This window comes from Pseudomonas sp. NPDC086251 (assembly GCF_044746405.1).
In the GTDB taxonomy this organism is placed as follows: domain Bacteria; phylum Pseudomonadota; class Gammaproteobacteria; order Pseudomonadales; family Pseudomonadaceae; genus Aquipseudomonas.
The window spans coordinates 1-20,039 of the sequence record NZ_JBIVBY010000050.1 but is presented as its reverse complement, the minus strand read 5'-3'; the positions used below and the strand labels follow the sequence as shown (position 1 = coordinate 20,039).

At 57.7% G+C, this 20,039-nt stretch carries 23 protein-coding genes; 19 read left to right on the top strand and 4 right to left on the bottom strand.

Annotated elements, in window-relative coordinates; genetic code table 11:
• On the bottom strand, positions 1-2,037 hold the full coding sequence (locus ACIPL2_RS32910) for a sensor histidine kinase (protein WP_401364367.1): 2,037 nt from the start codon (positions 2,035-2,037) through the stop codon (positions 1-3).
• A gap of 45 nt (positions 2,038-2,082) precedes the next feature.
• A complete protein-coding gene (locus ACIPL2_RS32905; protein ID WP_401364364.1) occupies positions 2,083-3,000 on the bottom strand; it encodes a putative 2-dehydropantoate 2-reductase in 918 nt (305 codons plus the stop codon).
• Between the two features lie 141 nt (positions 3,001-3,141).
• On the opposite strand from ACIPL2_RS32905, the gene ACIPL2_RS32900 reads away from it, so the two are divergent.
• Complete coding sequence (locus tag ACIPL2_RS32900; protein ID WP_007906601.1) at positions 3,142-3,627, top strand: YajQ family cyclic di-GMP-binding protein; 486 nt, start codon at positions 3,142-3,144, stop codon at positions 3,625-3,627.
• A 138-nt stretch (positions 3,628-3,765) separates the two neighbouring features.
• A complete protein-coding gene (locus tag ACIPL2_RS32895; protein ID WP_401364362.1) occupies positions 3,766-4,608 on the top strand; it encodes a mechanosensitive ion channel family protein in 843 nt (280 codons plus the stop codon).
• A gap of 139 nt (positions 4,609-4,747) precedes the next feature.
• Here ACIPL2_RS32895 and ACIPL2_RS32890 read toward each other — a convergent pair whose 3' ends face one another.
• Complete coding sequence (locus ACIPL2_RS32890) at positions 4,748-6,094, bottom strand: OprD family porin (RefSeq protein WP_401364359.1); 1,347 nt, start codon at positions 6,092-6,094, stop codon at positions 4,748-4,750.
• Between the two features lie 452 nt (positions 6,095-6,546).
• Between ACIPL2_RS32890 and ACIPL2_RS32885 the strand changes: the two genes are divergently transcribed.
• Genes ACIPL2_RS32885 through ACIPL2_RS32875 form a run of 3 tightly spaced genes read left to right on the top strand, consistent with a single transcriptional unit; the run spans position 6,547 to position 7,646 of the window.
• A complete protein-coding gene (locus tag ACIPL2_RS32885) occupies positions 6,547-6,981 on the top strand; it encodes a hypothetical protein (protein WP_401364356.1) in 435 nt (144 codons plus the stop codon).
• Between the two features lie 29 nt (positions 6,982-7,010).
• Complete coding sequence (locus ACIPL2_RS32880) at positions 7,011-7,436, top strand: HIT domain-containing protein (protein WP_401364353.1); 426 nt, start codon at positions 7,011-7,013, stop codon at positions 7,434-7,436.
• A gap of 3 nt (positions 7,437-7,439) precedes the next feature.
• Entirely contained in the window at positions 7,440-7,646 is a 207-nt protein-coding gene (locus ACIPL2_RS32875) for a SlyX family protein (RefSeq protein ID WP_401364351.1), read from the top strand.
• Positions 7,647-7,862: 216 nt separating this feature from the next.
• On the opposite strand, the gene ACIPL2_RS32870 is transcribed toward ACIPL2_RS32875, so the two are convergent.
• The gene (locus ACIPL2_RS32870; RefSeq protein ID WP_401364348.1) at positions 7,863-8,465 is read right to left on the bottom strand and encodes a cold shock domain-containing protein membrane protein; all 603 of its coding nucleotides are present in this window, start codon (positions 8,463-8,465) and stop codon (positions 7,863-7,865) included.
• Between the two features lie 310 nt (positions 8,466-8,775).
• On the opposite strand from ACIPL2_RS32870, the gene ACIPL2_RS32865 reads away from it, so the two are divergent.
• The 14 genes from ACIPL2_RS32865 to ACIPL2_RS32800 form a co-directional block, all read left to right on the top strand.
• Positions 8,776-9,246, top strand: coding sequence for a Dps family protein (locus ACIPL2_RS32865; protein WP_214378237.1), 471 nt, complete (start codon positions 8,776-8,778; stop codon positions 9,244-9,246).
• Between the two features lie 255 nt (positions 9,247-9,501).
• Complete coding sequence (locus ACIPL2_RS32860) at positions 9,502-9,840, top strand: ribbon-helix-helix domain-containing protein (RefSeq protein ID WP_401364344.1); 339 nt, start codon at positions 9,502-9,504, stop codon at positions 9,838-9,840.
• 137 nt (positions 9,841-9,977) lie between these two features.
• Positions 9,978-10,199 carry an FmdB family zinc ribbon protein gene (locus ACIPL2_RS32855; RefSeq protein ID WP_010457489.1) on the top strand — a complete coding sequence of 74 codons (222 nt, stop codon included), beginning with the start codon at positions 9,978-9,980 and terminating at the stop codon, positions 10,197-10,199.
• Between the two features lie 107 nt (positions 10,200-10,306).
• Entirely contained in the window at positions 10,307-12,082 is a 1,776-nt protein-coding gene (aspS, locus tag ACIPL2_RS32850) for an aspartate--tRNA ligase (protein ID WP_401364341.1), read from the top strand.
• A 121-nt stretch (positions 12,083-12,203) separates the two neighbouring features.
• The gene (locus ACIPL2_RS32845) at positions 12,204-12,950 is read left to right on the top strand and encodes a YebC/PmpR family DNA-binding transcriptional regulator (protein ID WP_253550918.1); all 747 of its coding nucleotides are present in this window, start codon (positions 12,204-12,206) and stop codon (positions 12,948-12,950) included.
• Between the two features lie 131 nt (positions 12,951-13,081).
• Positions 13,082-13,606, top strand: a complete 525-nt coding sequence (ruvC, locus tag ACIPL2_RS32840) for a crossover junction endodeoxyribonuclease RuvC (RefSeq protein ID WP_401364337.1) — start codon at positions 13,082-13,084, stop codon at positions 13,604-13,606.
• A gap of 115 nt (positions 13,607-13,721) precedes the next feature.
• Positions 13,722-14,339 (top strand): Holliday junction branch migration protein RuvA, encoded by a 618-nt coding sequence (gene ruvA / locus ACIPL2_RS32835; protein ID WP_007897033.1) that lies wholly within the window; start codon positions 13,722-13,724, stop codon positions 14,337-14,339.
• Positions 14,340-15,401 carry a Holliday junction branch migration DNA helicase RuvB gene (gene ruvB / locus ACIPL2_RS32830; RefSeq protein ID WP_059406066.1) on the top strand — a complete coding sequence of 354 codons (1,062 nt, stop codon included), beginning with the start codon at positions 14,340-14,342 and terminating at the stop codon, positions 15,399-15,401.
• 127 nt (positions 15,402-15,528) lie between these two features.
• The gene (gene ybgC / locus ACIPL2_RS32825; protein ID WP_059406067.1) at positions 15,529-15,996 is read left to right on the top strand and encodes a tol-pal system-associated acyl-CoA thioesterase; all 468 of its coding nucleotides are present in this window, start codon (positions 15,529-15,531) and stop codon (positions 15,994-15,996) included.
• Positions 15,986-16,681 carry a protein TolQ gene (tolQ, locus tag ACIPL2_RS32820; RefSeq protein WP_008147369.1) on the top strand — a complete coding sequence of 232 codons (696 nt, stop codon included), beginning with the start codon at positions 15,986-15,988 and terminating at the stop codon, positions 16,679-16,681. The genes ybgC and tolQ overlap by 11 nt, the downstream gene beginning before the upstream one ends.
• 23 nt (positions 16,682-16,704) lie before the next feature.
• On the top strand, positions 16,705-17,157 hold the full coding sequence (gene tolR, locus ACIPL2_RS32815) for a protein TolR (RefSeq protein ID WP_161807482.1): 453 nt from the start codon (positions 16,705-16,707) through the stop codon (positions 17,155-17,157).
• Entirely contained in the window at positions 17,157-18,236 is a 1,080-nt protein-coding gene (gene tolA / locus ACIPL2_RS32810) for a cell envelope integrity protein TolA (RefSeq protein ID WP_401364333.1), read from the top strand. Before tolR ends, tolA begins: the two co-directional genes overlap by 1 nt.
• Before the next feature lie 29 nt (positions 18,237-18,265).
• The gene (gene tolB / locus ACIPL2_RS32805; RefSeq protein WP_401364330.1) at positions 18,266-19,534 is read left to right on the top strand and encodes a Tol-Pal system beta propeller repeat protein TolB; all 1,269 of its coding nucleotides are present in this window, start codon (positions 18,266-18,268) and stop codon (positions 19,532-19,534) included.
• Positions 19,535-19,586: 52 nt separating this feature from the next.
• Positions 19,587-20,039: OmpA family protein (locus ACIPL2_RS32800; protein ID WP_401364327.1), on the top strand; the 453-nt coding region annotated here is incomplete at its 3' end.

The following is a 20,039-nucleotide window of genomic DNA, read 5'->3' as shown; positions in this document are numbered from 1 at the left end:
TTACCTCGATAGCTGATTGAGTTCTTGAGAGACAAGCGGAGTGCCCGCCAAGGGCAGGCGCAAGGTGAAACACGTGCCTTGGCCCAGTGTCGATTGCACTTCCATCTGACCCTTGTGGTTATTGGTGATGATGAAATACGAAACCGACAAGCCAAGGCCAGTGCCCTGACCAATTTCCTTGGTGGTGAAAAACGGCTCGAACGTGCGTTTGCGCACGCTCTCGCTCATGCCGATGCCGTTGTCCTCGACCTGGATTTCCGCCCACGGTGGATTCAGTTTGGTGCGCAGGATGATTCGGCCGGGTTCGCGGTCGTCTTCGCGCTGGTGAATGGCCTGGGCGGCGTTTTTCAGCAGGTTGAGCAACACTTGCTCCAGCTCGTTGGCGGTGCCGGGCACCGGGCCCAATGCGGGGTCGAACTGACGGATGATCGCCTGACCCTTAAAGTCAAAACCGATCGCCAGGTCGAAGTCGTTACCGGCGATTTCCACCGCCTGATCGATCAGCGCCGGCAGGTCGCATGGGGCCATTTGCCGTGTACTGCGACGGCTGAAACTGAGCATGTGCGTGACGATCTTCGCCGCCCGGGCGCCTGCCTGTTGAATGCCGTCGAGCAGTTGCGGCACTTCACGAACCTGCAGGTATTTGTTCACCGTTTCCAGCTCGATGCCGACGTGTTCGGCCTGTTCGAGGTTCTTCGGCAGCTCCGGGGACAAGCGCCGGCGAATGTTCTGCACGTTGTGCAGGATCGCCCCCAGCGGGTTGTTGATTTCGTGGGCCATGCCGGCGGCGAGGCCGCCGACCGAGAGCATTTTTTCCGATTGCACCATCATTTCTTCCAGCGAAAGACGCTGAGTAATGTCATCGATCCGGATCACCACGCCGCGCCCGGCGCCCCCCATCAACGGGTAGAAGGTCAGCGCGTAGTGCTTGGGTTCTTCGTCCTTGAACCAGGTGACCCGTTCGATCTTGGCCACCGTGTGCTGCTCGACGGTTTGCTTGAGCTGCGGCAGAAACGGCTTGAGCGGTTCGAAGGCAAGGAAGATCGGCTGGTTCAAGGCTTCGTCGAGGCGCGTTCCGGAAAGGGCGCTGGCCTCCTGATTCCACTGCGTCACGTACAGCTGCTCGTCGAGGGCGATCAACGCCGATGGCATGGAGTCGATGATGCTGTTGAGGTAGTTCTGGAACCCGGTGAGTTTCTTCTCGATCTTGCTGCGCACCTGGACTTCGAGTTCCAGTTTGCGGTTGGTGTGACGGGTTTCTTCGGCCAGGCCTTGGGCCTGGTCGTACGCGGCCTGGGAATCGTCCCGGGCCCGTTTGAGTTGCTGCTCCCGGGCTTCAATGCGCGAGAGCATGGTGTTGAACGCTTCGGCAAGGCTGCCGATTTCGTCGTGGTTACCGCGAGAGGCGCGCAGGGCGTAGTTCTCTTCCCGGGTGACTTGCCGCGACAATTCCTCGAGTTGATGGATCGGGCGGGTGATCAGGCGTTTGATCTGCCGGGCGATCACCAGCCACAACAGCACGCTGAAGATCAGAATCCCCAGGCTCGCGGTGAGGGTCCCGGTGTAGAACGCCATCGGCAGTTCGCTGCTGGCGACCAGCAGCAGATGACCGGGGGCCGTGCCGGGGCGGGGCAGGGTGATCACTTGGTTGCTGCGAAATTCGGTGGCTTGCCAGGATTCGATGTGCCGATAACGTTCCGGCAGGTTCAGCTTGTCGCCATGCTGCAACTGCGCCAGGCGTTCGCCCTTGCCGTCATAAAGGGCGGCGGCACGCAGGGGCGAATAGCTGTTGAGTTCATTGAGCAGGCGTTCGGCGCTTTGCGGCGACTGCAAGGCTTCGGACACCAGGCTCGGGTTGGACACCAGGCGGCCGATGGTCTGCAAGGCCTGGGGCGCCATGCTTTCCTGGGAGATGTAGTACGCGGCGCTGATAAAAGTCAGGTTGGCGACCAGCAGGACAGTGGTCAACAGCACCAGCAGGGCGGCCAGCAGTTTCTGGCCGACCGGAAGGTTTTCAAGGCGCTGGCGCAATGGCATCAGGTTCATCGCTGCAAAGGAACAAGTGGCCAGCGTAGCCGCTGCTCAGTCGCTGGGCAATCCAAGGCTGCGCAGATGGGCGACCAACCTCGACTCAAGCTGATTGAGGTGTGGCAGGTTCAACTGATGCCGAGAGGCGACTTTGCACACATGACCCAACAGGTAGCTGATTTCGGTCCGGCGCCGGTTGCTGACGTCCTGATACATCGAGGAGTAATTGGCGGCGGTGGCATGAATCACCCGCTCGACCTCCTGTTGCAGGTCCTCGGCGGCTGCCGGCTGCCCGCAGCGTTCCAGCAGTTCGGTCAGTTCGCCGCAGAGGGTGGCGACTTCGCAGTGATGTTCCTGCAGACCACCGTTGCGGCAATCGTGCAGCACTGTCAGGGGATTGATCGCACAATTGAGCGCGAGTTTTCGCCACAGTCGGGTCAGGATGTCGGTGCTCCACTCGTGGTGAATCCCGGCGGCGCTCAAGTCATCCAGCCAGATGGGCGCCACCGGATGCCCGGCATCCCCCAGCCAGGTGTAACCGTGGCCGGCGAACACGACGCGCCAGTCGCCATCGCGGAATGCACCTTCGGTGCTCGACGCGCAAATACAGCGTGCCTGCGGCACCTGCGCGGCAACGGCGTCCTGACTGCCCAGGCCATTCTGCAACAGAATCAGTTCGGCACCGGGGGCCAGGCGTGGCGCCAGTTGGGCCACGGCTGCTTCGGCATCGTAGGCTTTGCAGGCCACCAGCAGGCGGTTGATTGGTTCGGGGCTGTCGGCTGTCTCGGCGGGAACCGGATAGAGCTGCGCTTCACCGTGTTCGACCAGCGTCAGCCCGCCCGCCGTCTCGTAATCCTTCAAGCGCGCAGCATCGCGCAAAATCAGGCGAACCGGCACGCCGGCCCGTGCCAGACGTGTGGCCCATAAGGTGCCGAGGCTGCCGGCGCCCAGAACATGCCAAGTGGTGGACATCAGCTTTTTGCTCTGTTTAAGGGGCGCATCGGAGGCTCGCAGTGAATGATCGGAAAGACCCGTTATAATCAGCGCGGATTTTAACCGCAAGCCAGGTGTGCTCCATCGTGATCGAGCATGCCCTTTTATTGGAGAGATTACATGCCGTCGTTCGACGTGGTATCCGAACTGGACAAACACGAAGTCACCAACGCGGTCGAGAACGCCGTCAAGGAACTCGATCGCCGTTATGACCTGAAAGGCAAGGGCACCTTCGAGTTCAAGGAAAAGGACCTGACCGTCAACCTGACCGCTGAAGCCGATTTCCAGCTCGAAGCGATGATTGAGATCCTCAAGCTGGCCTTGGTCAAGCGCAAAATCGACGTGCAGTGCCTTGAAGTCAAGGATGCCTATGCGTCGGGCAAGCTGATGAAGCAGGAAGCGGTCCTCAAGGAAGGCATCGACAAAGAGCTGGCGAAGAAAATCGTCGCTCACGTCAAAGACGCCAAGCTCAAGGTCCAGGCTGCCATCCAGGGCGAGCAAGTGCGCATTACCGGCAAGAAACGTGACGACTTGCAGGAAGCCATCGCTGCCCTGCGCGCCAAGACTTTCGATATGCCGCTGCAGTTCAACAACTTCCGCGACTGATCTTTCAATGCGGGAACCCTGTGGGAGCGGGCTTGCTCGCGAAAGCGGTGTGTCATTCAAGAGTGATTTCGACTGATATGCCCTCTTCGCGAGCAAGCCCGCTCCCACCCGGATTGTGCTTAACCGAGGAGAAAGAAGATGGATTTGAATGCTGAAGTAGACAACCTGGTCAAGGCGTCACAAGCCTGGATTCCGATGATCATGGAATATGGCAGCCGCGTGTTGCTGGCAGTGATCACCCTGGCCGTGGGCTGGTGGCTGATCAACAAGGTGACGCAAAAGCTTGGCGGCCTGCTGGCATTGCGTAACGCCGACCTGGCGTTGCAAGGGTTCATCAGCAGTCTGGCAAACATCATTCTCAAGGTGCTGTTGATCGTCAGCGTTGCGTCGATGATTGGTGTGGAAACCACCTCGTTCGTTGCGGCCATCGGTGCGGCCGGCCTGGCCATCGGTCTGGCCTTGCAGGGCAGCCTGGCGAATTTCGCCGGCGGCGTGCTGATTCTGTTGTTCCGTCCGTTCCGCATCGGTGACTGGATCGAAGCTCAAGGTGTCGCCGGCACCGTCGACAGCATCCAGATCTTCCACACTGTGCTGCGTACGGGCGATAACAAAACCATCATCGTTCCTAACGGCAACTTGTCGAACGGTATCATTACCAATACAAATCGCCAGCCAACCCGCAAAGTTGTGTTTGATGTGGGTGTGGACTACGAAGCGGATTTGCAGAAAGCCCGTGCAGTATTGCTGGAACTGGCCAATGACGAACGTGTATTGGCGGACCCGGCTCCACAAGCCGTCATTTCTACCTTGGGCGACAGTTCGATTACTGTTTCCCTGCGCGTGTGGGTGAAAACGGCGGATTACTGGGATGTGATGTTCATGTTTAACGAACAGTCCCGGGATCGTTTGAAAACCGCAGGCATTGATATTCCATTTCCACAACGGGTTATCCGTGTGGTTCAGGAAGCAGCGGTGCAGTGATTGATTCGTTAACTAATGTCTGACTTTTAAGTCAGGCATGTGGGGCAAGGATCAGTTTTCTCAGCGTTAAGCCGTCGTCAAAAAAAAAGGCCCATCCGAAGATGGGCCTTTTTTATTCGTGCTAACTAAGCCACTGCGATTACAAAACCGACAGCGGGTAGTCGACGATGAAACGGAACTCTTTCACGTCGCCTTCGCCTTCGTCAGCGTTAGCGAAGTGCCATGCTTGACGAATACGGAAGGAAAGGTCTTTTGCCGGGCCAGTCTGAACAACATACTTGGCTTCGAAGTTGGTTTCGTTGTGCTTGCCATCTTCACCGTACAGACCGGTGTATGCGCTACCAGCTGGAGTTTTGGTACCGTCGATGTCCCAGCCTTTCACGTAACGGGTCATGAAGCTCAGACCTGGAACGCCGTACTCAGCCATTTTCAGGTCGTAACGGACCTGAGCAGACTTCTCGCCAGGGGCGTTGAAGTCAGAGTACTGGATGGAGTTGGCGAGGAAGATCGAGTCGCCACCGCGGTTGTTTTTGCCGATACCGATGTAGTCGAACGGCGTGTCACCGTTAACCTTCTGGAAGGCGACGGTCACGGTGTGTGCTTTCAGGAACGAGAAAGCAGCGGCCAGGGAGTAGGCGGTGTTGCTGATATCGCCTGCTTTAGCGTCACCGGTATCCGTGGTGCGGTAGATGTTACCGTCCAGGTTAACCGACTCATCGCCACCCATTGGGATGGTGTAGTTCAGGTTGGCGTAGTACTGGTTCCAGATGTCTTCCAGCTTGGCGCCGTACAGCGATGCGCTCAGGTTGTCAGTGAGGCCGTACTTGCCACCGAAATAGTCGATGGAGTTGGCTTGCACGCCAGCGTAGGTTGCGAACAGATCGCCGTCACGGGCGTTTTTGTCCTGGCTGGTACCGGAGTAGAAGTGACCGGCTTCGAGGTCAAGGTCTTTGACTTCGCTGCTCTGCAGTTGGAAACCGCTGGCAGTTTGAGGAAGGATACGGGAACCGCCAACAGCAAACACTGGAGCAGTGCTTGGCTGCATGTCGCCGAATTTCAGCTCGGTTTTGGATACGCGGAATTTAACGGCAGCGCCGGCTTTACCCTGGCTGTCGTTGACGTCGCGGCCGCCGTTAGCGTTAACGGTGTCGCTACGGCTCATGTTACCCGAACCGGAAGTGCCATCGCCGCCATCCAGTTTGATGGCCAGGTAACCGAATGCATCAACGCCAACGCCGATCAGACCTTGGGTGTAACCGGAGCTGAAGTTGCCCCAAATACCCTGGGTCCAGTCTTTGACGTCGCGGGCGCCATCTTTGTTGTCACGGTTGAAGTAGTAGTTGCGAACCAGCAAGTTCAACTTGGCGTCGTCAACAAAACCCTTGGCTTCAGCCTGGTCACTTACAAAAGGTGCGGCCGTAGCCATTTGAGTACTGGCTGCTGCTGCAACTGCCAGTGCGATCATGCTCCACTTCATCACGCGCATCGTGATTTGCTCCTTTGGTTTTAGAAGAGTACTGCCGTCCCACCTGTTTTATTATCTGGGCGGCTCTTTCTTTTTGTGTCGGCGCAAACTTATATCACGCCGACCATGTTGGCGATACTTGCGGATCTAACCTTTCGGCTTCTTTACGACCGTGTCGCAAACAGCTTGGTAGATGTCGCAAATTTACAGCCTCGACGCAAGCGGGCTGACAACTTTTAGCGCTGTTTTCCAGAGCTTGAGCGTCGGTAAAAAGAGTCCCTGGTGAAACGTTTGAATCTCCATCGGGCAACCCTGCCACTGTTTTTATTGGCCTTGAAGCGTCCACTTCCAGCGGACGCATCACAGGCGATGTGGGTGTGAATGCAACAAGCGTGCACAAATCAGAAATCTGCTGCTGTTTTTTTCTGATGGCCTGCCTGCTGCTGTAAAAACCTCATAAAACCGGGGGTTTCATGCACCTTTTGTTCGGGCTTGACGCCATGGTTTGCATCGTGTTGCAACCGCCTGGTCGGCAGGGTGACAACCAAAAACGTTACCGGTTCACCCCTCCAGTGAGTAAATGGCGGATACCCGAACGACTCAGCGTAGACGCACTGTGCGGTTTTGGTGCAAAAAATCTTAATCGCTGTACTGAATTCATACAGTGGGGCCACCTGGCAGATTTGAACACATCCTTGTTAATCAGTCATTTCGGCGCGCTTTGTAAGGTGATTGGTTCTGTAATGGTGCGCGCCGGCGAAAAATGTCTCATGTCGGGGCGTGGGGCTGATCGTTCGCAGATTTTCCTGCCGTTTCGACAGGGGTTGGTCGTGAAGCACGCCACGATCGCAGGTATGCTGCCGTCCTGTCGCTTGGTGCGCTTTCTCTGGATATGGGCGCTAAGCTGAAAACTGATGACCAGGCGGGAGTGCGCGCAGTGTTTACTTTAGATCCACGACTTCAACAAGACTCGCTACCGATCGGGGACTTCCCTCTCTGCCGGTTGCTGTTGTCCAACGATTCGAACTACCCGTGGTTCATCCTGGTGCCACGCCGCGAGGATATCAGTGAGATATTTCAGTTGGGTGTCGCAGATCAACAGCAGCTGTGGCAGGAGTCGACCTTGCTGGCGCAACGGCTCAAGGACGCGTTCGACGCGGATAAGATGAACGTCGCCGCCTTGGGTAACGTCGTCAAACAGCTGCACGTGCATGTGATTGTGCGCAAGCATGAGGATGCTGCCTGGCCAGCGCCAATCTGGGGCAAACAACCGGCCACCCCGTACAGTGCGGAGCAGGTCGCGGCGATTCGCGAGCGGCTGCGGTTGGTATTGGCCGAAGATTTCACGTTCCTGGAGGGTTGAGTCATGGGCCTGGAAGAACGCGTTACCGACCTGGAGAGCCAGTTGGCGTTTCAGGATGACACCATCCAGGCATTGAGTGATGTGCTGGCGACCCAGCAGCGTGCGGTTGAGCGTCTGCAACTGCAAATGGCGGCATTGCTCAAGCGGCAAGAGGAAATGGCCGGGCAGTTCGAGACGTTCGAAGAAGAAGCGCCGCCGCCTCATTATTAAGTCATAACGCTCGACCTGTAGGAGCGAGCTTGCTCGCGATGGTCGTTAACGATGACGCGTTTCAACAGGATAAAACGCGGTGCCTGTGGCTCCATCGCGAGCAAGCTCGCTCCTACATTGACCGTGAACAGCATTACGGCCATTACCCGGCATTAAAAGCCGCGCAATAAAAAACCGCGAACAGCCAGGCTGTTCGCGGTTTTTTTTAGCCTTGAATCAGCGTCGCGGCAGTGCGGCGATGACGTCTTCGGCTTGCAGGCCCTTGTCGCGATTCATGACGGAGAACTCCACGCGCTGGCCTTCGACCAGGACGCGGTGACCTTCGCCGCGAATAGCCCGGAAATGCACGAAAATATCATCGCCGGAGTCACGGGAAATAAAGCCGAAGCCTTTGGAGGTGTTGAACCACTTGACGGTACCGGTATCGCGGTTGCTCATGTCGTAGCTTGGCGAGGCGGCGGCCGGTGAAGATTTGTAGAAGCTGATGGCCAGGTGCAGAAGAACGGCGATCAGGGCAGCGACCAGGCTGAACAGAACGGCAGGTTGACCGGCGATGACAGGCATCGGCGCGAGCAGCGTCAAGGTTTGCAGGAGGACAGTCAGGACCAGCAGGGCACTGACCAGGTTCTGCAATTGATGACGCGGGCCTTTGTTCCAGTAAGGGATAACTGGAGCGAGGGTGAGGTTGAGCAGGCCGAAAAAGGCCAGGTACAGCGCATCGGGTTGTTGCAGGTAAGGAACAGCTTCGGATCGCAGGCTAGGGATGAAGGACAGCAGCAAAGCTGCTGCGCCCATTAGCAGGTGGACGATTTTCAACATTTTGATTAACTCACGTTAAGACGGATCACAAGGAAGAGCTGACGAGGCACGGTTCGCTTCAGAACAATAAGAGGCGTTGGGCACGTACCTCGATATCAGCCTATGCGCAGCACCCGGAAAAATAGGTGCCAGCGACACACTGCCTATTTAACAGCAAAGCCGCAGGCTACTCAAATCAAGGAGTCCAGCGGTGCACCGGGGGCGATTTGTCGCAGCTCGCCGGGTCATCCAGGGCTGCAGCGTGGCGGCAGGCTTGCTAGAGTGGTCCTGCACCTGTTGGATGAATTTTCATCACCTTTAGGGGAAAAGCATGGCAATCGATATCGGTATCAGTGAAGAAGATCGCAAGTCCATTGTCGATGGGCTTTCGCGTCTGCTGTCGGACACTTATGTACTTTATTTGAAAACCCATAACTTCCATTGGAACGTCACCGGGCCCATGTTTCGGACCTTGCACCTAATGTTCGAGGAGCAATATAACGAGTTGGCCCTGGCCGTCGATTCGATTGCCGAGCGCATTCGTGCCCTCGGGTTTCCGGCTCCCGGTGCCTATTCTATTTATGCGCGCCTTTCCTCGATCAAGGAAGAAGCGGGTGTGCCCAGCGCCGAAGACATGATCAAACAACTGGTCGAAGGTCAGGAAGCCGTGACGCGTACGGCACGCGGGATCTTCCCCTTGCTCGACAAAGTCAGCGACGAACCCACCGCCGACTTGCTGACCCAGCGCATGCAGGTTCACGAGAAAACCGCTTGGATGCTGCGCTCACTGCTGGATCAGTAACCCTGCCAGTGCGCGGGCGACTTCTATCAGTCGTTCGCGCGCTGTCCTATTTCGCTTTTTCTGTTGAATGACCTTGCGCCTGGCCGTGTAGGAAAACGGCCGGAGTAGGACGCGCTCCACGATCCGCCCTGCGTTGTTGGCTTATCCTACGTTGATGGTCAAAAAGTCATCTGGATATAACTTTGCGCCTGCGTTTTTATAAGAACCAGAACAGGCTTTTGTAAAAACCAGGGATGGCAAAGGAGTGTCAACGGTATGGTTTATGAAAACAGGAAAAGCGAGGGGAGGGGCGGTCCACTCAAGGATGTAAGGATTGACCCGTTTGTCAGCGAGTTCGATATGGGGCTGGCCCAGCCTCTTTCCCGGTCAGTGCGCTTGAATGGCTTTGCCACCTGTTTGCGGCTGGAACAGGTGTATTGGGATATTTTGGGCGAAATGGCCAAGGTCAATTGCTGCTCGGTCAGTGCGCTGTTGTCCCACGTGGACCGCGAGGTGCATCTGCGTCACGGCGGAGTGAAAAACTTCAGCGGGCTGGTGCGGGTTGTCTGCGTGGTGCACAGCTTGAAGGAAGGGAGTTGCACCGTCATGGCGTAGCCGTTGGCGGTGTAAAGGGCAGAGTGTCGGTCTGTGCAGTCTTACGGCTGCACAGGCTGCATTTAATGGATATAATCCCGCTCTTTGCCGCAAAACCCTGCGTTTACGGTAGCAATCTGATCGCCGAGACAACCCCCATGCCGATGTACGACTATCAATGTGCTTCCTGTGGTCATCAGTTGGAAGCCATTCAAAAGATCAGCGCAGCACCGCTGGTCGACTGCCCTGCCTGTCAGGCGCCAGAGCTTAAAAAGATGCTGTCCATGCCGGGCTTCCGCCTGAGCGGCACCGGCTGGTACGAAACCGATTTCAAGACCGGTTCAAAGAAGAACCTGGCCGGCGGCGACAAAGCTGACTAGGGTCTAGAGCCTGTTGAACGACACGCGTGAGCGCTTGCCTCATCCAGCACCTGATGGGCGCAAGTGCTCCAACCGAATTTCGAATTACGAGAAGTGAAACCACGACCATGATGCGCAGCCATTATTGCGGCCAACTGAACGAAGCCCTGGAAGGCCAGGAAATTACCCTTTGCGGATGGGTTCACCGTCGCCGTGACCACGGTGGGGTGATTTTCCTCGATATCCGTGATCGTGATGGTCTGGCCCAGGTGGTGTTCGACCCGGACCGCGCTGACACCTTCGCCGTCGCCGATCGCGTGCGCAGCGAGTACGTGGTCAAGGTCACCGGCAAGGTGCGCCTGCGTCCGGCCGGAGCCACCAACGCCAACATGGCGTCGGGCATGATCGAAGTGCTGGGTTACGAACTGGAAGTGCTGAACGAAGCGGAAACCCCGCCGTTCCCGCTCAACGAGTTCTCCGACGTCGGCGAAGAAACCCGCCTGCGCTATCGCTTCCTCGACCTGCGTCGCCCGGAAATGCTCGAGAAGCTGCGTCTGCGTTCGCGCATGACCACCAGCATCCGTCGTTACCTGGACGAGAACGGCTTCCTCGACGTCGAGACGCCGATCCTGACCCGTGCGACCCCGGAAGGCGCTCGCGACTACCTGGTGCCGAGCCGTACCCACGCCGGTTCCTTCTTCGCCTTGCCGCAATCGCCGCAGCTGTTCAAGCAACTGCTGATGGTTGCCGGCTTCGATCGTTACTATCAGATCGCCAAGTGCTTCCGCGACGAAGACCTGCGTGCCGACCGTCAGCCTGAATTCACTCAGATCGACATCGAAACCAGCTTCCTCGATGAAAAAGACATCATCGGCATCACCGAAGGCATGATCCGCAACCTGTTCAAGGAAGTGCTGGATCTGGAGTTCGGTGAATTCCCGCACATGACCTACGAAGAGGCCATGCGTCGTTACGGTTCCGACAAGCCGGACCTGCGTAACCCGCTGGAACTGGTCGACGTTGCCGACCAACTGAAAGAAGTCGACTTCAAAGTGTTCAGCGGCCCGGCCAACGACCCGAAATGCCGCATTGCTGCCTTGCGCGTTCCTGGCGGGGCGAGCATGCCGCGCAAGCAGATCGACGACTACACCAAGTTCGTCGGCATCTACGGTGCCAAGGGCCTGGCGTACATCAAGGTCAACGAGCGCGCGAAGGGCGTCGAAGGCCTGCAGTCGCCTATCGTCAAAAACATCCCTGAAGCCAACCTCAATGTGATCCTTGATCGCGTTGGCGCGGTTGATGGCGACATCGTGTTCTTCGGTGCCGACAAAGCCAAGATCGTCAGCGAAGCCCTGGGTGCGCTGCGGATCAAGGTCGGCAACGACCTGGACCTGCTGACCTGCAAGTGGGCGCCAATGTGGGTCGTCGACTTCCCGATGTTCGAAGAAAACGACGACGGCAGCTTCACCGCCTTGCACCACCCGTTCACCGCGCCGAAGTGCACCCCGGAAGAACTCGAAGCCAACCCGGCGACCGCTCTGTCCCGTGCTTACGACATGGTCCTGAACGGCACCGAGCTGGGTGGCGGTTCGATCCGTATCCACCGCAAGGAAATGCAGCAGACGGTGTTCCGCCTGTTGGGTATCAATGAAGCGGAACAGGAAGAGAAATTCGGCTTCCTGCTCGACGCCCTGAAATATGGCGCACCGCCGCACGGTGGCCTGGCCTTCGGCCTGGACCGTCTGGTCATGCTGATGACCGGCGCCCAGTCGATCCGTGAAGTGATCGCGTTCCCGAAAACCCAGAGCGCGGCTGACGTCATGACTCAGGCTCCGGGCGCGGTCGATGCCAAGGCATTGCGCGAATTGCACATTCGTCTGCGCGAAACGCCAAAGGCTGAGTAAGACTGACCCTGAAGGCGCATCCTTATGGGATGCGCCTTTTTTATAGGTCGAGATTTTTTTCTTGCTGGCCGGCGCGAATAAGCGCGGCGGGCAATGTTTCAAAGAGAATTCGGAGCGAGATATGGCGGGTCATTCGAAGTGGGCGAACATCAAGCACCGCAAAGAACGTCAGGATGCCAAGAAGGGCAAGATTTTCACCAAGTGGATTCGTGAGCTGACCGTTGCGGCTCGTCAGGGTGGCGCTGATCCAGGCTCCAACCCGCGTCTGCGCCTGGCATTGGACAAGGCCCTGGGTGCGAACATGAGCCGCGACATTATCGATCGCGCGGTGGCCCGCGGTGCCGGCGCTGCCGATACCGACGACATGGTCGAGCTGACCTACGAAGGCTACGGCCCGGGCGGCGTGGCGGTGATGGTCGAGTGCATGACCGACAACCGCAACCGCACCGCAGCGGCTGTTCGCCACGCGTTCAGCAAGTGCGGCGGCAACTTGGGGACTGACGGCTCGGTGGCCTACCTGTTCGAACGCAAGGGGCAGATTTCCTTCGCGCCGGGCGTCGATGAAGACGCGCTCATGGAAGCGGCGATGGAAGCCGATGCCGATGACGTGGTGACCCACGAAGACGGTTCAATCGATGTGTTCACTTCGTTCGCTGGTTTCTACTCGGTGCGTAACGCCCTGGAAGCGGCCGGTTTCAAAGGCGATGACGCGGAAATCGTGATGCTGCCGACCACCAGTGCCGAACTGGATCTGGAAGGCGCCGAGAAGGTGCTCAAGCTGATCGACATGCTTGAAGACCTGGACGACGTGCAGAACGTCTATTCCAACGCGGACATTCCAGAATCAGTCGCCGCACAGCTCGGTTGATTTGCCCTTGTAGGAGCGAGCTTGCTCGCGATAAACCTGAGAGCGGGCACGTTCATTCAGGTTGTCCAAGTTGTCGTTAACGACCATCGCGAGCAAGCTCGCTCCTACATCTCTATAAACCCGCAGGCGTTATGACTTTAATTCTTGGTATCGACCCCGGTTCGCGCATCACCGGATACGGCGTGGTACGCGATACCGGGCGTGGCTGCATCTATGTGGCTTCAGGCTGCATCCGTACAGGCTCCGGCGAGCTGCACGAGCGTCTGCAAATCGTCTATCGCGGCGTGCGTGAAGTCATCCAGACCTACGGCCCGGTCACCATGGGCATCGAAAAAGTGTTCATGGCGCGCAACGCCGACTCTGCGCTGAAACTCGGTCAGGCCCGTGGCGCCGCCATCGTCGCCGGCGCGGAAGAAGCCCTGGAAATCGCTGAGTACACCGCGACCCAGGTCAAACAGGCCGTCACCGGCACCGGTGCGGCCAATAAAGAGCAGGTGCAGATGATGGTCATGCACATGCTGAAACTGACCAGCAAGCCACAAATCGATGCCTCGGATGCCCTGGCCATTGCCATTTGCCATGCTCACACCCGTTCCAGCCTGTTGCCCCATGGCCTGGGCACGGCACGCAGTCGTGGCGGGCGCCTGCGTCTCTGATAGCATCAGCAATCATTTTTAGGGAATGAGGGTTTTGCGCCTGTGTAGTCGGCGCAAAACCCTTGTTCTTTCAGTCGCCAGCCCCAGCGCTGGCCAACGCTCAAGGATCTGAAACGTGATTGGACGCTTGCGCGGCACCCTGGCTGAAAAACAGCCGCCGCACCTGATTCTGGATGTAAACGGTCTGGGGTATGAGCTGGAAGTGCCCATGACCACGCTGTATCGCTTGCCGTCGGTCGGTGAACCGCTGACCTTGCACACCCATTTGGTCGTACGCGAAGACGCGCAGTTACTCTATGGCTTCTTCGGCAAGCGTGAGCGAGACTTTTTCCGCGAGTTGATCCGTCTCAATGGTGTAGGCCCGAAATTGGCCCTGGCCTTGATGTCGAGCCTGGAAGTCGACGAGCTGGTCCGTTGCGTGCAGTCCCAGGACACCTCGGCGCTGACCAAGGTGCCGGGCGTGGGCAAGAAGACTGCCGAGCGTTTGCTGGTGGAACTCAAGGATCGCTTCAAGGCCTGGGAAACCGTACCGGCGATGTTTGCCTTGGTGCCCAACCAGCCGGGAGGTCCGGATGCCCCGGCCCCGGTGGCCACCGCCGAAAATGATGCGGTCAGCGCGCTGATTTCCCTGGGCTACAAGCCTCAGGAAGCCAGCAAGGCGATTTCCGCGATCAAGGAGAAAGGTTTGAGCAGTGAAGACATGATTCGTCGTGCCCTGAAGGGAATGATCTAAGTGATTGAAGCTGATCGTCTGATTGCCGCCACGCCGGGCCCGCGCGACCGCGAGGAAGTCCAGGACCGGGCGATTCGTCCCGTCAGCCTGGCCGAATACATTGGCCAGCCGACCGTTCGCGAGCAAATGGAGTTGTTCATCCAGGCCGCTCGCGGGCGCAATGAATCCCTGGACCACACGCTGATTTTCGGCCCGCCGGGCCTGGGTAAAACCACCCTGGCGAACATCATCGCCCAGGAAATGGGGGTGTCGATCAAAAGCACCTCGGGCCCGGTGCTTGAACGTCCGGGCGACCTGGCGGCGCTGCTGACCAACCTTGAGCCGCACGACGTGCTGTTCATCGACGAGATCCATCGGCTTTCGCCGATCGTCGAAGAAGTGCTGTACCCGGCGATGGAGGATTTCCAGCTCGACATCATGATCGGTGAAGGGCCGGCGGCGCGTTCGATCAAGCTCGATCTGCCGCCGTTCACCCTGGTGGGTGCAACGACGCGGGCCGGCATGCTGACCAACCCGTTGCGCGACCGTTTCGGCATCGTCCAGCGCCTGGAGTTCTACAACACCGCCGACCTGGCAACGATTGTCAGCCGTTCGGCGGCTATCCTCGGCTTGCCGCTGGACCCGGAAGGCGCTTTCGAAATCGCCCGCCGTGCCCGTGGTACGCCACGGATCGCCAACCGTCTGCTGCGACGGGTACGCGATTTCGCCGAGGTGCGCGCCAAGGGCCACATCACCAAACCGATCGCCGACCTGGCCTTGAACCTGCTGGATGTCGATGAACGTGGCTTCGATCATCAGGATCGACGTCTTTTGTTGACCATGATCGAGAAGTTCGACGGTGGCCCGGTCGGCGTCGACAGCCTGGCGGCTGCCATCAGCGAAGAGCGTCACACCATCGAAGACGTGCTGGAGCCATACCTGATCCAGCAGGGCTACATCATGCGCACGCCACGGGGGCGAGTGGTCACGCGGCATGCGTACCTGCATTTCGGGTTAAACATTCCGTCACGATTGGGCGAAATGCCCGTGGTAGACGAGTTCCTTGATGCCGTGGACGATTAATTAACCTTTGTGCGCTGATTTTTCGGGCATTGTGCTGTCCTAGGACCGTACTTTCGCGAGAAAGCCGCAGAACATTGAAAAACAGTTGCCTGGCCGGATTGGCAACCTGAGGAGTAAGCACTAGAGTATGCGCGCGCAAAACGGGCTTGAGCCTTTCGCACTTCGTTGTCGCGTTTATTACGAGGACACCGATGCGGGCGGCATCGTGTATTACGTTAATTACCTCAAGTTTATGGAACGGGCTCGAACCGAGCGGCTCCGGGAGCTGGGCTTTGCCCAATCCCAGCTGGCAGGGGAGGACCTGTTGTTCGTCGTGCATTCCAGCGAAGCGCGTTACCACGCGCCGGCGCGACTGGATGACGAACTGCTGGTAAGCGCTGAAGTAATCGAATTGAACCGTGTCAGCCTGCGCTTCAAACAGCAGGTCAGGCGGGCTACGGATAATGCGCTGCTCTGCGAAGGGCAGTTTTTGGTGGCCTGTGTGCGCACTGACAGTTTAAAACCCCGGGCCATTCCCGAAGCTCTACGTGCGGCCTTTGCCGACGTGAGCGGCGCGGGTACACACTCAAAGCAGGAGATAAAGCGTGGAAGCTAACGTCGTCGACCATTCCTCCATGTGGAGCCTGGTCAGCAATGCCAGTATCGTGGTGCAACTGGTAATGCTGATCCTGGTAGCCGCATCGGTGACCTCATGGATCATGATCTTTCAGCGCAGCAACCTGCTGCGCGCCGGTCGACGTGCCCTGGAGAGCTTTGAAGAGCGCTTCTGGTCGGGTATCGACCTGTCCAAACTCTACCGTCAGGCCGGCAGCAATCCTGACCCGGATTCGGGCGTCGAGCAGATCTTCCGTGCCGGCTTCAAGGAATTCTCCCGTCTGCGTCAGCAGCCTGGCGTTGATCCGGAAGCGGTCATGGAAGGCGTGGCCCGTGCCATGCGCGTTGCCATTTCCCGCGAAGAAGAAAAGCTCGAGCAGAGCCTGCCATTCCTGGCCACCGTCGGTTCCGTCAGCCCGTACATCGGTCTGTTCGGTACGGTCTGGGGCATCATGAACTCCTTCCGTGGTTTGGCCACTGCCCAGCAAGCGACCCTGGCCACCGTGGCCCCTGGTATTGCCGAAGCACTGATTGCAACCGCGATCGGTCTGTTCGCCGCCATCCCGGCCGTTATTGCTTACAACCGTTTTGCTGCTCGCAGCGAAACCCTGCTGGGCCGTTACTACACCTTCGCCGATGAATTCCAGGCGATCCTGCACCGCAAAGTGCACACCAGCGAAGAATAAGCAGGTAATTTCCAATGGCTTTAATCGCTCGAGCTCGCAAAAAGCGCAAGCCGGTTGCCGAGATGAACGTGGTGCCTTACATCGACGTGATGCTGGTACTGCTGGTCATCTTCATGGTGACCGCGCCGATGCTCAATCAGGGCGTGAAAGTTGATCTGCCCAAGGTTTCCAGCGAAGCCTTGCCGCAGGACAACAACACCCAGGTCCTGACCATTTCGATCAAGGCTGACAAGACCTACTACTGGAACCTTGGCAGCGAAGTCGACACCGAAAAACAGCAGGACAAGGCCATGACCTTGCCGCAGATGACCGACGCCGTGACCAAGATCATTCGCGCCGGTACCGAAGGCGGCAAGCGGACCCAGGTGTTCATTCGCGGCGACAAGACCGTCGACTACGGTTCCGTCATGGGCGCCATGGGCGGATTGCAGAAAGCCGGGGTCGGTAATGTTGGCTTGATTACCGAGGCACCCTGATGCAGCAAATGCGAGAGCCGTCCGCCTCGGAAAGCTATTTCTGGCCTAGTGTCCTGGCGATTGTCTTGCACGTGCTGGTGTTCGGCATGCTGTTCGTCAGTTTCGCCTTCACGCCAGAGCTGCCGCCTGCCAAACCGATTGTCCAGGCGACCTTGTACCAGCTGAAATCGAAAAGTCGGGCGACCACCCAGACCAATCAGAAGATTGCGGGCGAAGCGCAGAAATCTGCCGCGCGTCAGACCGAAGTCGAACAGATGGAACAGAAGAAGATCGAACAGGAAGCGATCAAAGCCGCGGAACAAAAGAAGGAAGACGCGGCTCAAAAAGCCGAAGAATCCAAGAAGGCCGACGAGACCAAGAAAGCGGAAGAGGCAAAAAAGGCTGATGAAGCCAAGAAAGCCGATGAAGCGAAGAAGACCGCCGAAGCCAAAAAGGCCGAAGAGAAACAATTGGCTGATATAGCCAAGAAGAAAGCGGAAGAAGACGCCAAGAAAGCTGCGGAAGAAGAGGCCAAGAAAGCGGCCGCTGAAGAAGCGAAGAAAAAGATAGTCGAAGACGCGAAGAAGAAAGCCGCGGAAGACGCCAAGAAGAAATCTGAAGCTGAAGAGGCGAAGAAGAAAGTCGCCGAAGACGCGAAGAAAAAAGCGGCTGCCGATGCTGCGAAGAAGAAGTCGCAGGAAGCGGCACGTAAATCCGTCGAAGACAAAAAGGCTCAGGCCCTGGCAGATTTGCTTTCCGACACGCCGCAGCGTCAACAAGCCTTGGCGGATGAGCAGGGCGACGAAGTCGCGGGTAACTTCGATGATCTGATTCGCTCGCGTGCTTCTGAAGGTTGGGCGCAGCCACCGTCGGCCCGTAAGGGCATGAAAGTGATCCTGCAGATCAACATGCTGCCTGACGGAACGATCTCCGGAGTCTCGGTTGCCCGTTCCAGTGGTGATGTGCCGTTCGACAGTTCAGCGGTAGCGGCAGTAAAAAATATTGGTCGTTTGACCGAAATGCAGGGTCTGAAGCCAGCTGATTTCGCACCCTATCGTTCATTCAAGATGACATTCACACCTGAGGATCTAGCCTTGTGAGAAACCTTCTTCGAGGACTGCTTGTAGTCATGGTCTGCTTTGCAGGCCTGGCCACGGCAGATGAAAAAAATATCCTGGTCAGCAGTGGTAGCTCCCAGGCAACTCCAATTGCCGTTGTGCCATTTGGTTTCCAGGGCGGCACCGTGCTGCCGGACGACATGGCCGAAATCATCGGTAACGACCTGCGCAACTCGGGTTACTACGCGCCGATTCCAAAGCAGAACATGATCAGCCAGCCGAGTCAGGCCAGCGAAATCATTTTCCGTGACTGGAAGGCCGTTGGCGCCCAGTACATCATGGTCGGCAGCATTGCGCCGGCGGGCGGTCGCCTGCAGGTTCAGTACGCATTGTTCAACGTCGCTACCGAGCAGCAAGTGCTGACCGGCAGCGTGTCGGGCAGCGTCGATCAACTGCGCGACATGTCGCACTACATCGCCGACCAGTCGTTCGAAAAACTCACCGGTATTAAAGGTGCGTTCTCGACTCGCCTGTTGTACGTGACCGCCGAGCGTTTCTCCGAGAAGAACACGCGCTACACGCTGCAACGTTCGGACTATGACGGTGCCCGCGCCGTGACACTGCTGCAATCGCGCGAGCCGATCCTGTCGCCGCGTTTCGCACCGGATGGCAAGCGCATCGCTTATGTGTCGTTCGAGCAGAAGCGCCCGCGCATTTTCATGCAGAACATCGACACCGGTCGCCGTGAGCAGATCACCAACTTCGAAGGCCTGAATGGCGCACCAGCCTGGTCGCCGGATGGTCAGCGCCTGGCATTCGTACTGTCGAAAGACGGTAACCCGGACATCTATGTGATGAACCTGGGTTCGCGTCAGATCACACGTGTCACCAACGGTCCCGGCATCAACACCGAACCGTTCTGGGGTAAGGATGGCTCGACCATCTACTTCACCTCCGACCGTGGCGGCAAGCCACAAATCTACAAAACCAGCGTCGGTGGTGGCGGTGCGGAACGTGTGACCTTCATCGGTAACTACAACGCCAACCCTAAATTGTCGGCTGACGAAAAGACCCTGGTGATGATTCACCGCCAGGACGGCTTCACCAATTTCAAGGTGGCAGCCCAGGATTTGCAGCGAGGTAGTGTAAAGATCCTCACTGATAGCACTCTGGACGAGTCGCCTACTGTTGCGCCCAACGGCACCATGGTAATCTACGCCACCCGCCAGCAGGGCCGGGGAGTCTTGATGCTCGTGTCCATTAATGGACGCGTAAGGCTCCCGCTTCCTACCGCACAAGGCGAAGTCAGAGAACCTTCCTGGTCCCCTTACCTGAACTGACGCGGCGCTATACGTTTTACTTAACACACTGGGGTTCATTAGGAGTTTCACGATGGAAATGCTGAAGTTTGGTAAATTTGCTGCGCTGGCTCTGGCCATGGCTGTAGCTGTAGGTTGCTCGTCCAAAGGCGGCGACAATGCCGGTGAAGGCGCTGTAGATCCAAACGCTGGTTACGGCGCAAACACTGGCGCAGTTGACGGCTCCCTGAGCGAAGAAGCTGCACTGCGCGCAATCACCACTTTCTACTTCGAATACGACAGTTCGGACCTGAAGCCAGAAGCCATGCGCGCTCTGGACGTTCACGCCAAAGACCTGAAAGCAAACGGCGCTCGCGTTGTTCTGGAAGGCAACACCGACGAACGTGGTACTCGTGAGTACAACATGGCACTGGGCGAGCGTATAGCGAAAGACGTTCAGCGTAACCTGCTAATGAAAGGAGTTACCCCAGCTCTTCTGGAACTGCATACATACGTCGAAGAGCGTCCAGTTGCTACCGGAAACGTC

Bases quoted from the DNA above. Each gene is read 5' to 3' on its own strand.
- ACIPL2_RS32895 (WP_401364362.1), top strand. From the start codon at position 3,766: ATGGATTTGAATGCTGAAGTAGACAACCTGGTCAAGGCGTCACAAGCC.
- ACIPL2_RS32855 (WP_010457489.1), top strand. From the start codon at position 9,978: ATGCCGATGTACGACTATCAATGTGCTTCCTGTGGTCATCAGTTGGAA.
- ACIPL2_RS32870 (WP_401364348.1), bottom strand. From the start codon at position 8,465: ATGTTGAAAATCGTCCACCTGCTAATGGGCGCAGCAGCTTTGCTGCTG.
- ACIPL2_RS32905 (WP_401364364.1), bottom strand. From the start codon at position 3,000: ATGTCCACCACTTGGCATGTTCTGGGCGCCGGCAGCCTCGGCACCTTA.
- ruvC (WP_401364337.1), top strand. From the start codon at position 13,082: ATGACTTTAATTCTTGGTATCGACCCCGGTTCGCGCATCACCGGATAC.
- ACIPL2_RS32900 (WP_007906601.1), top strand. From the start codon at position 3,142: ATGCCGTCGTTCGACGTGGTATCCGAACTGGACAAACACGAAGTCACC.
- ACIPL2_RS32845 (WP_253550918.1), top strand. From the start codon at position 12,204: ATGGCGGGTCATTCGAAGTGGGCGAACATCAAGCACCGCAAAGAACGT.
- ACIPL2_RS32875 (WP_401364351.1), top strand. From the start codon at position 7,440: ATGGGCCTGGAAGAACGCGTTACCGACCTGGAGAGCCAGTTGGCGTTT.
- ACIPL2_RS32890 (WP_401364359.1), bottom strand. From the start codon at position 6,094: ATGCGCGTGATGAAGTGGAGCATGATCGCACTGGCAGTTGCAGCAGCA.
- ACIPL2_RS32885 (WP_401364356.1), top strand. From the start codon at position 6,547: ATGCACCTTTTGTTCGGGCTTGACGCCATGGTTTGCATCGTGTTGCAA.
- ybgC (WP_059406067.1), top strand. From the start codon at position 15,529: ATGCGCGCGCAAAACGGGCTTGAGCCTTTCGCACTTCGTTGTCGCGTT.
- tolA (WP_401364333.1), top strand. From the start codon at position 17,157: ATGCAGCAAATGCGAGAGCCGTCCGCCTCGGAAAGCTATTTCTGGCCT.
- tolB (WP_401364330.1), top strand. From the start codon at position 18,266: ATGGTCTGCTTTGCAGGCCTGGCCACGGCAGATGAAAAAAATATCCTG.
- ACIPL2_RS32860 (WP_401364344.1), top strand. From the start codon at position 9,502: ATGGTTTATGAAAACAGGAAAAGCGAGGGGAGGGGCGGTCCACTCAAG.
- ACIPL2_RS32910 (WP_401364367.1), bottom strand. From the start codon at position 2,037: ATGCCATTGCGCCAGCGCCTTGAAAACCTTCCGGTCGGCCAGAAACTG.
- ACIPL2_RS32865 (WP_214378237.1), top strand. From the start codon at position 8,776: ATGGCAATCGATATCGGTATCAGTGAAGAAGATCGCAAGTCCATTGTC.
- aspS (WP_401364341.1), top strand. From the start codon at position 10,307: ATGATGCGCAGCCATTATTGCGGCCAACTGAACGAAGCCCTGGAAGGC.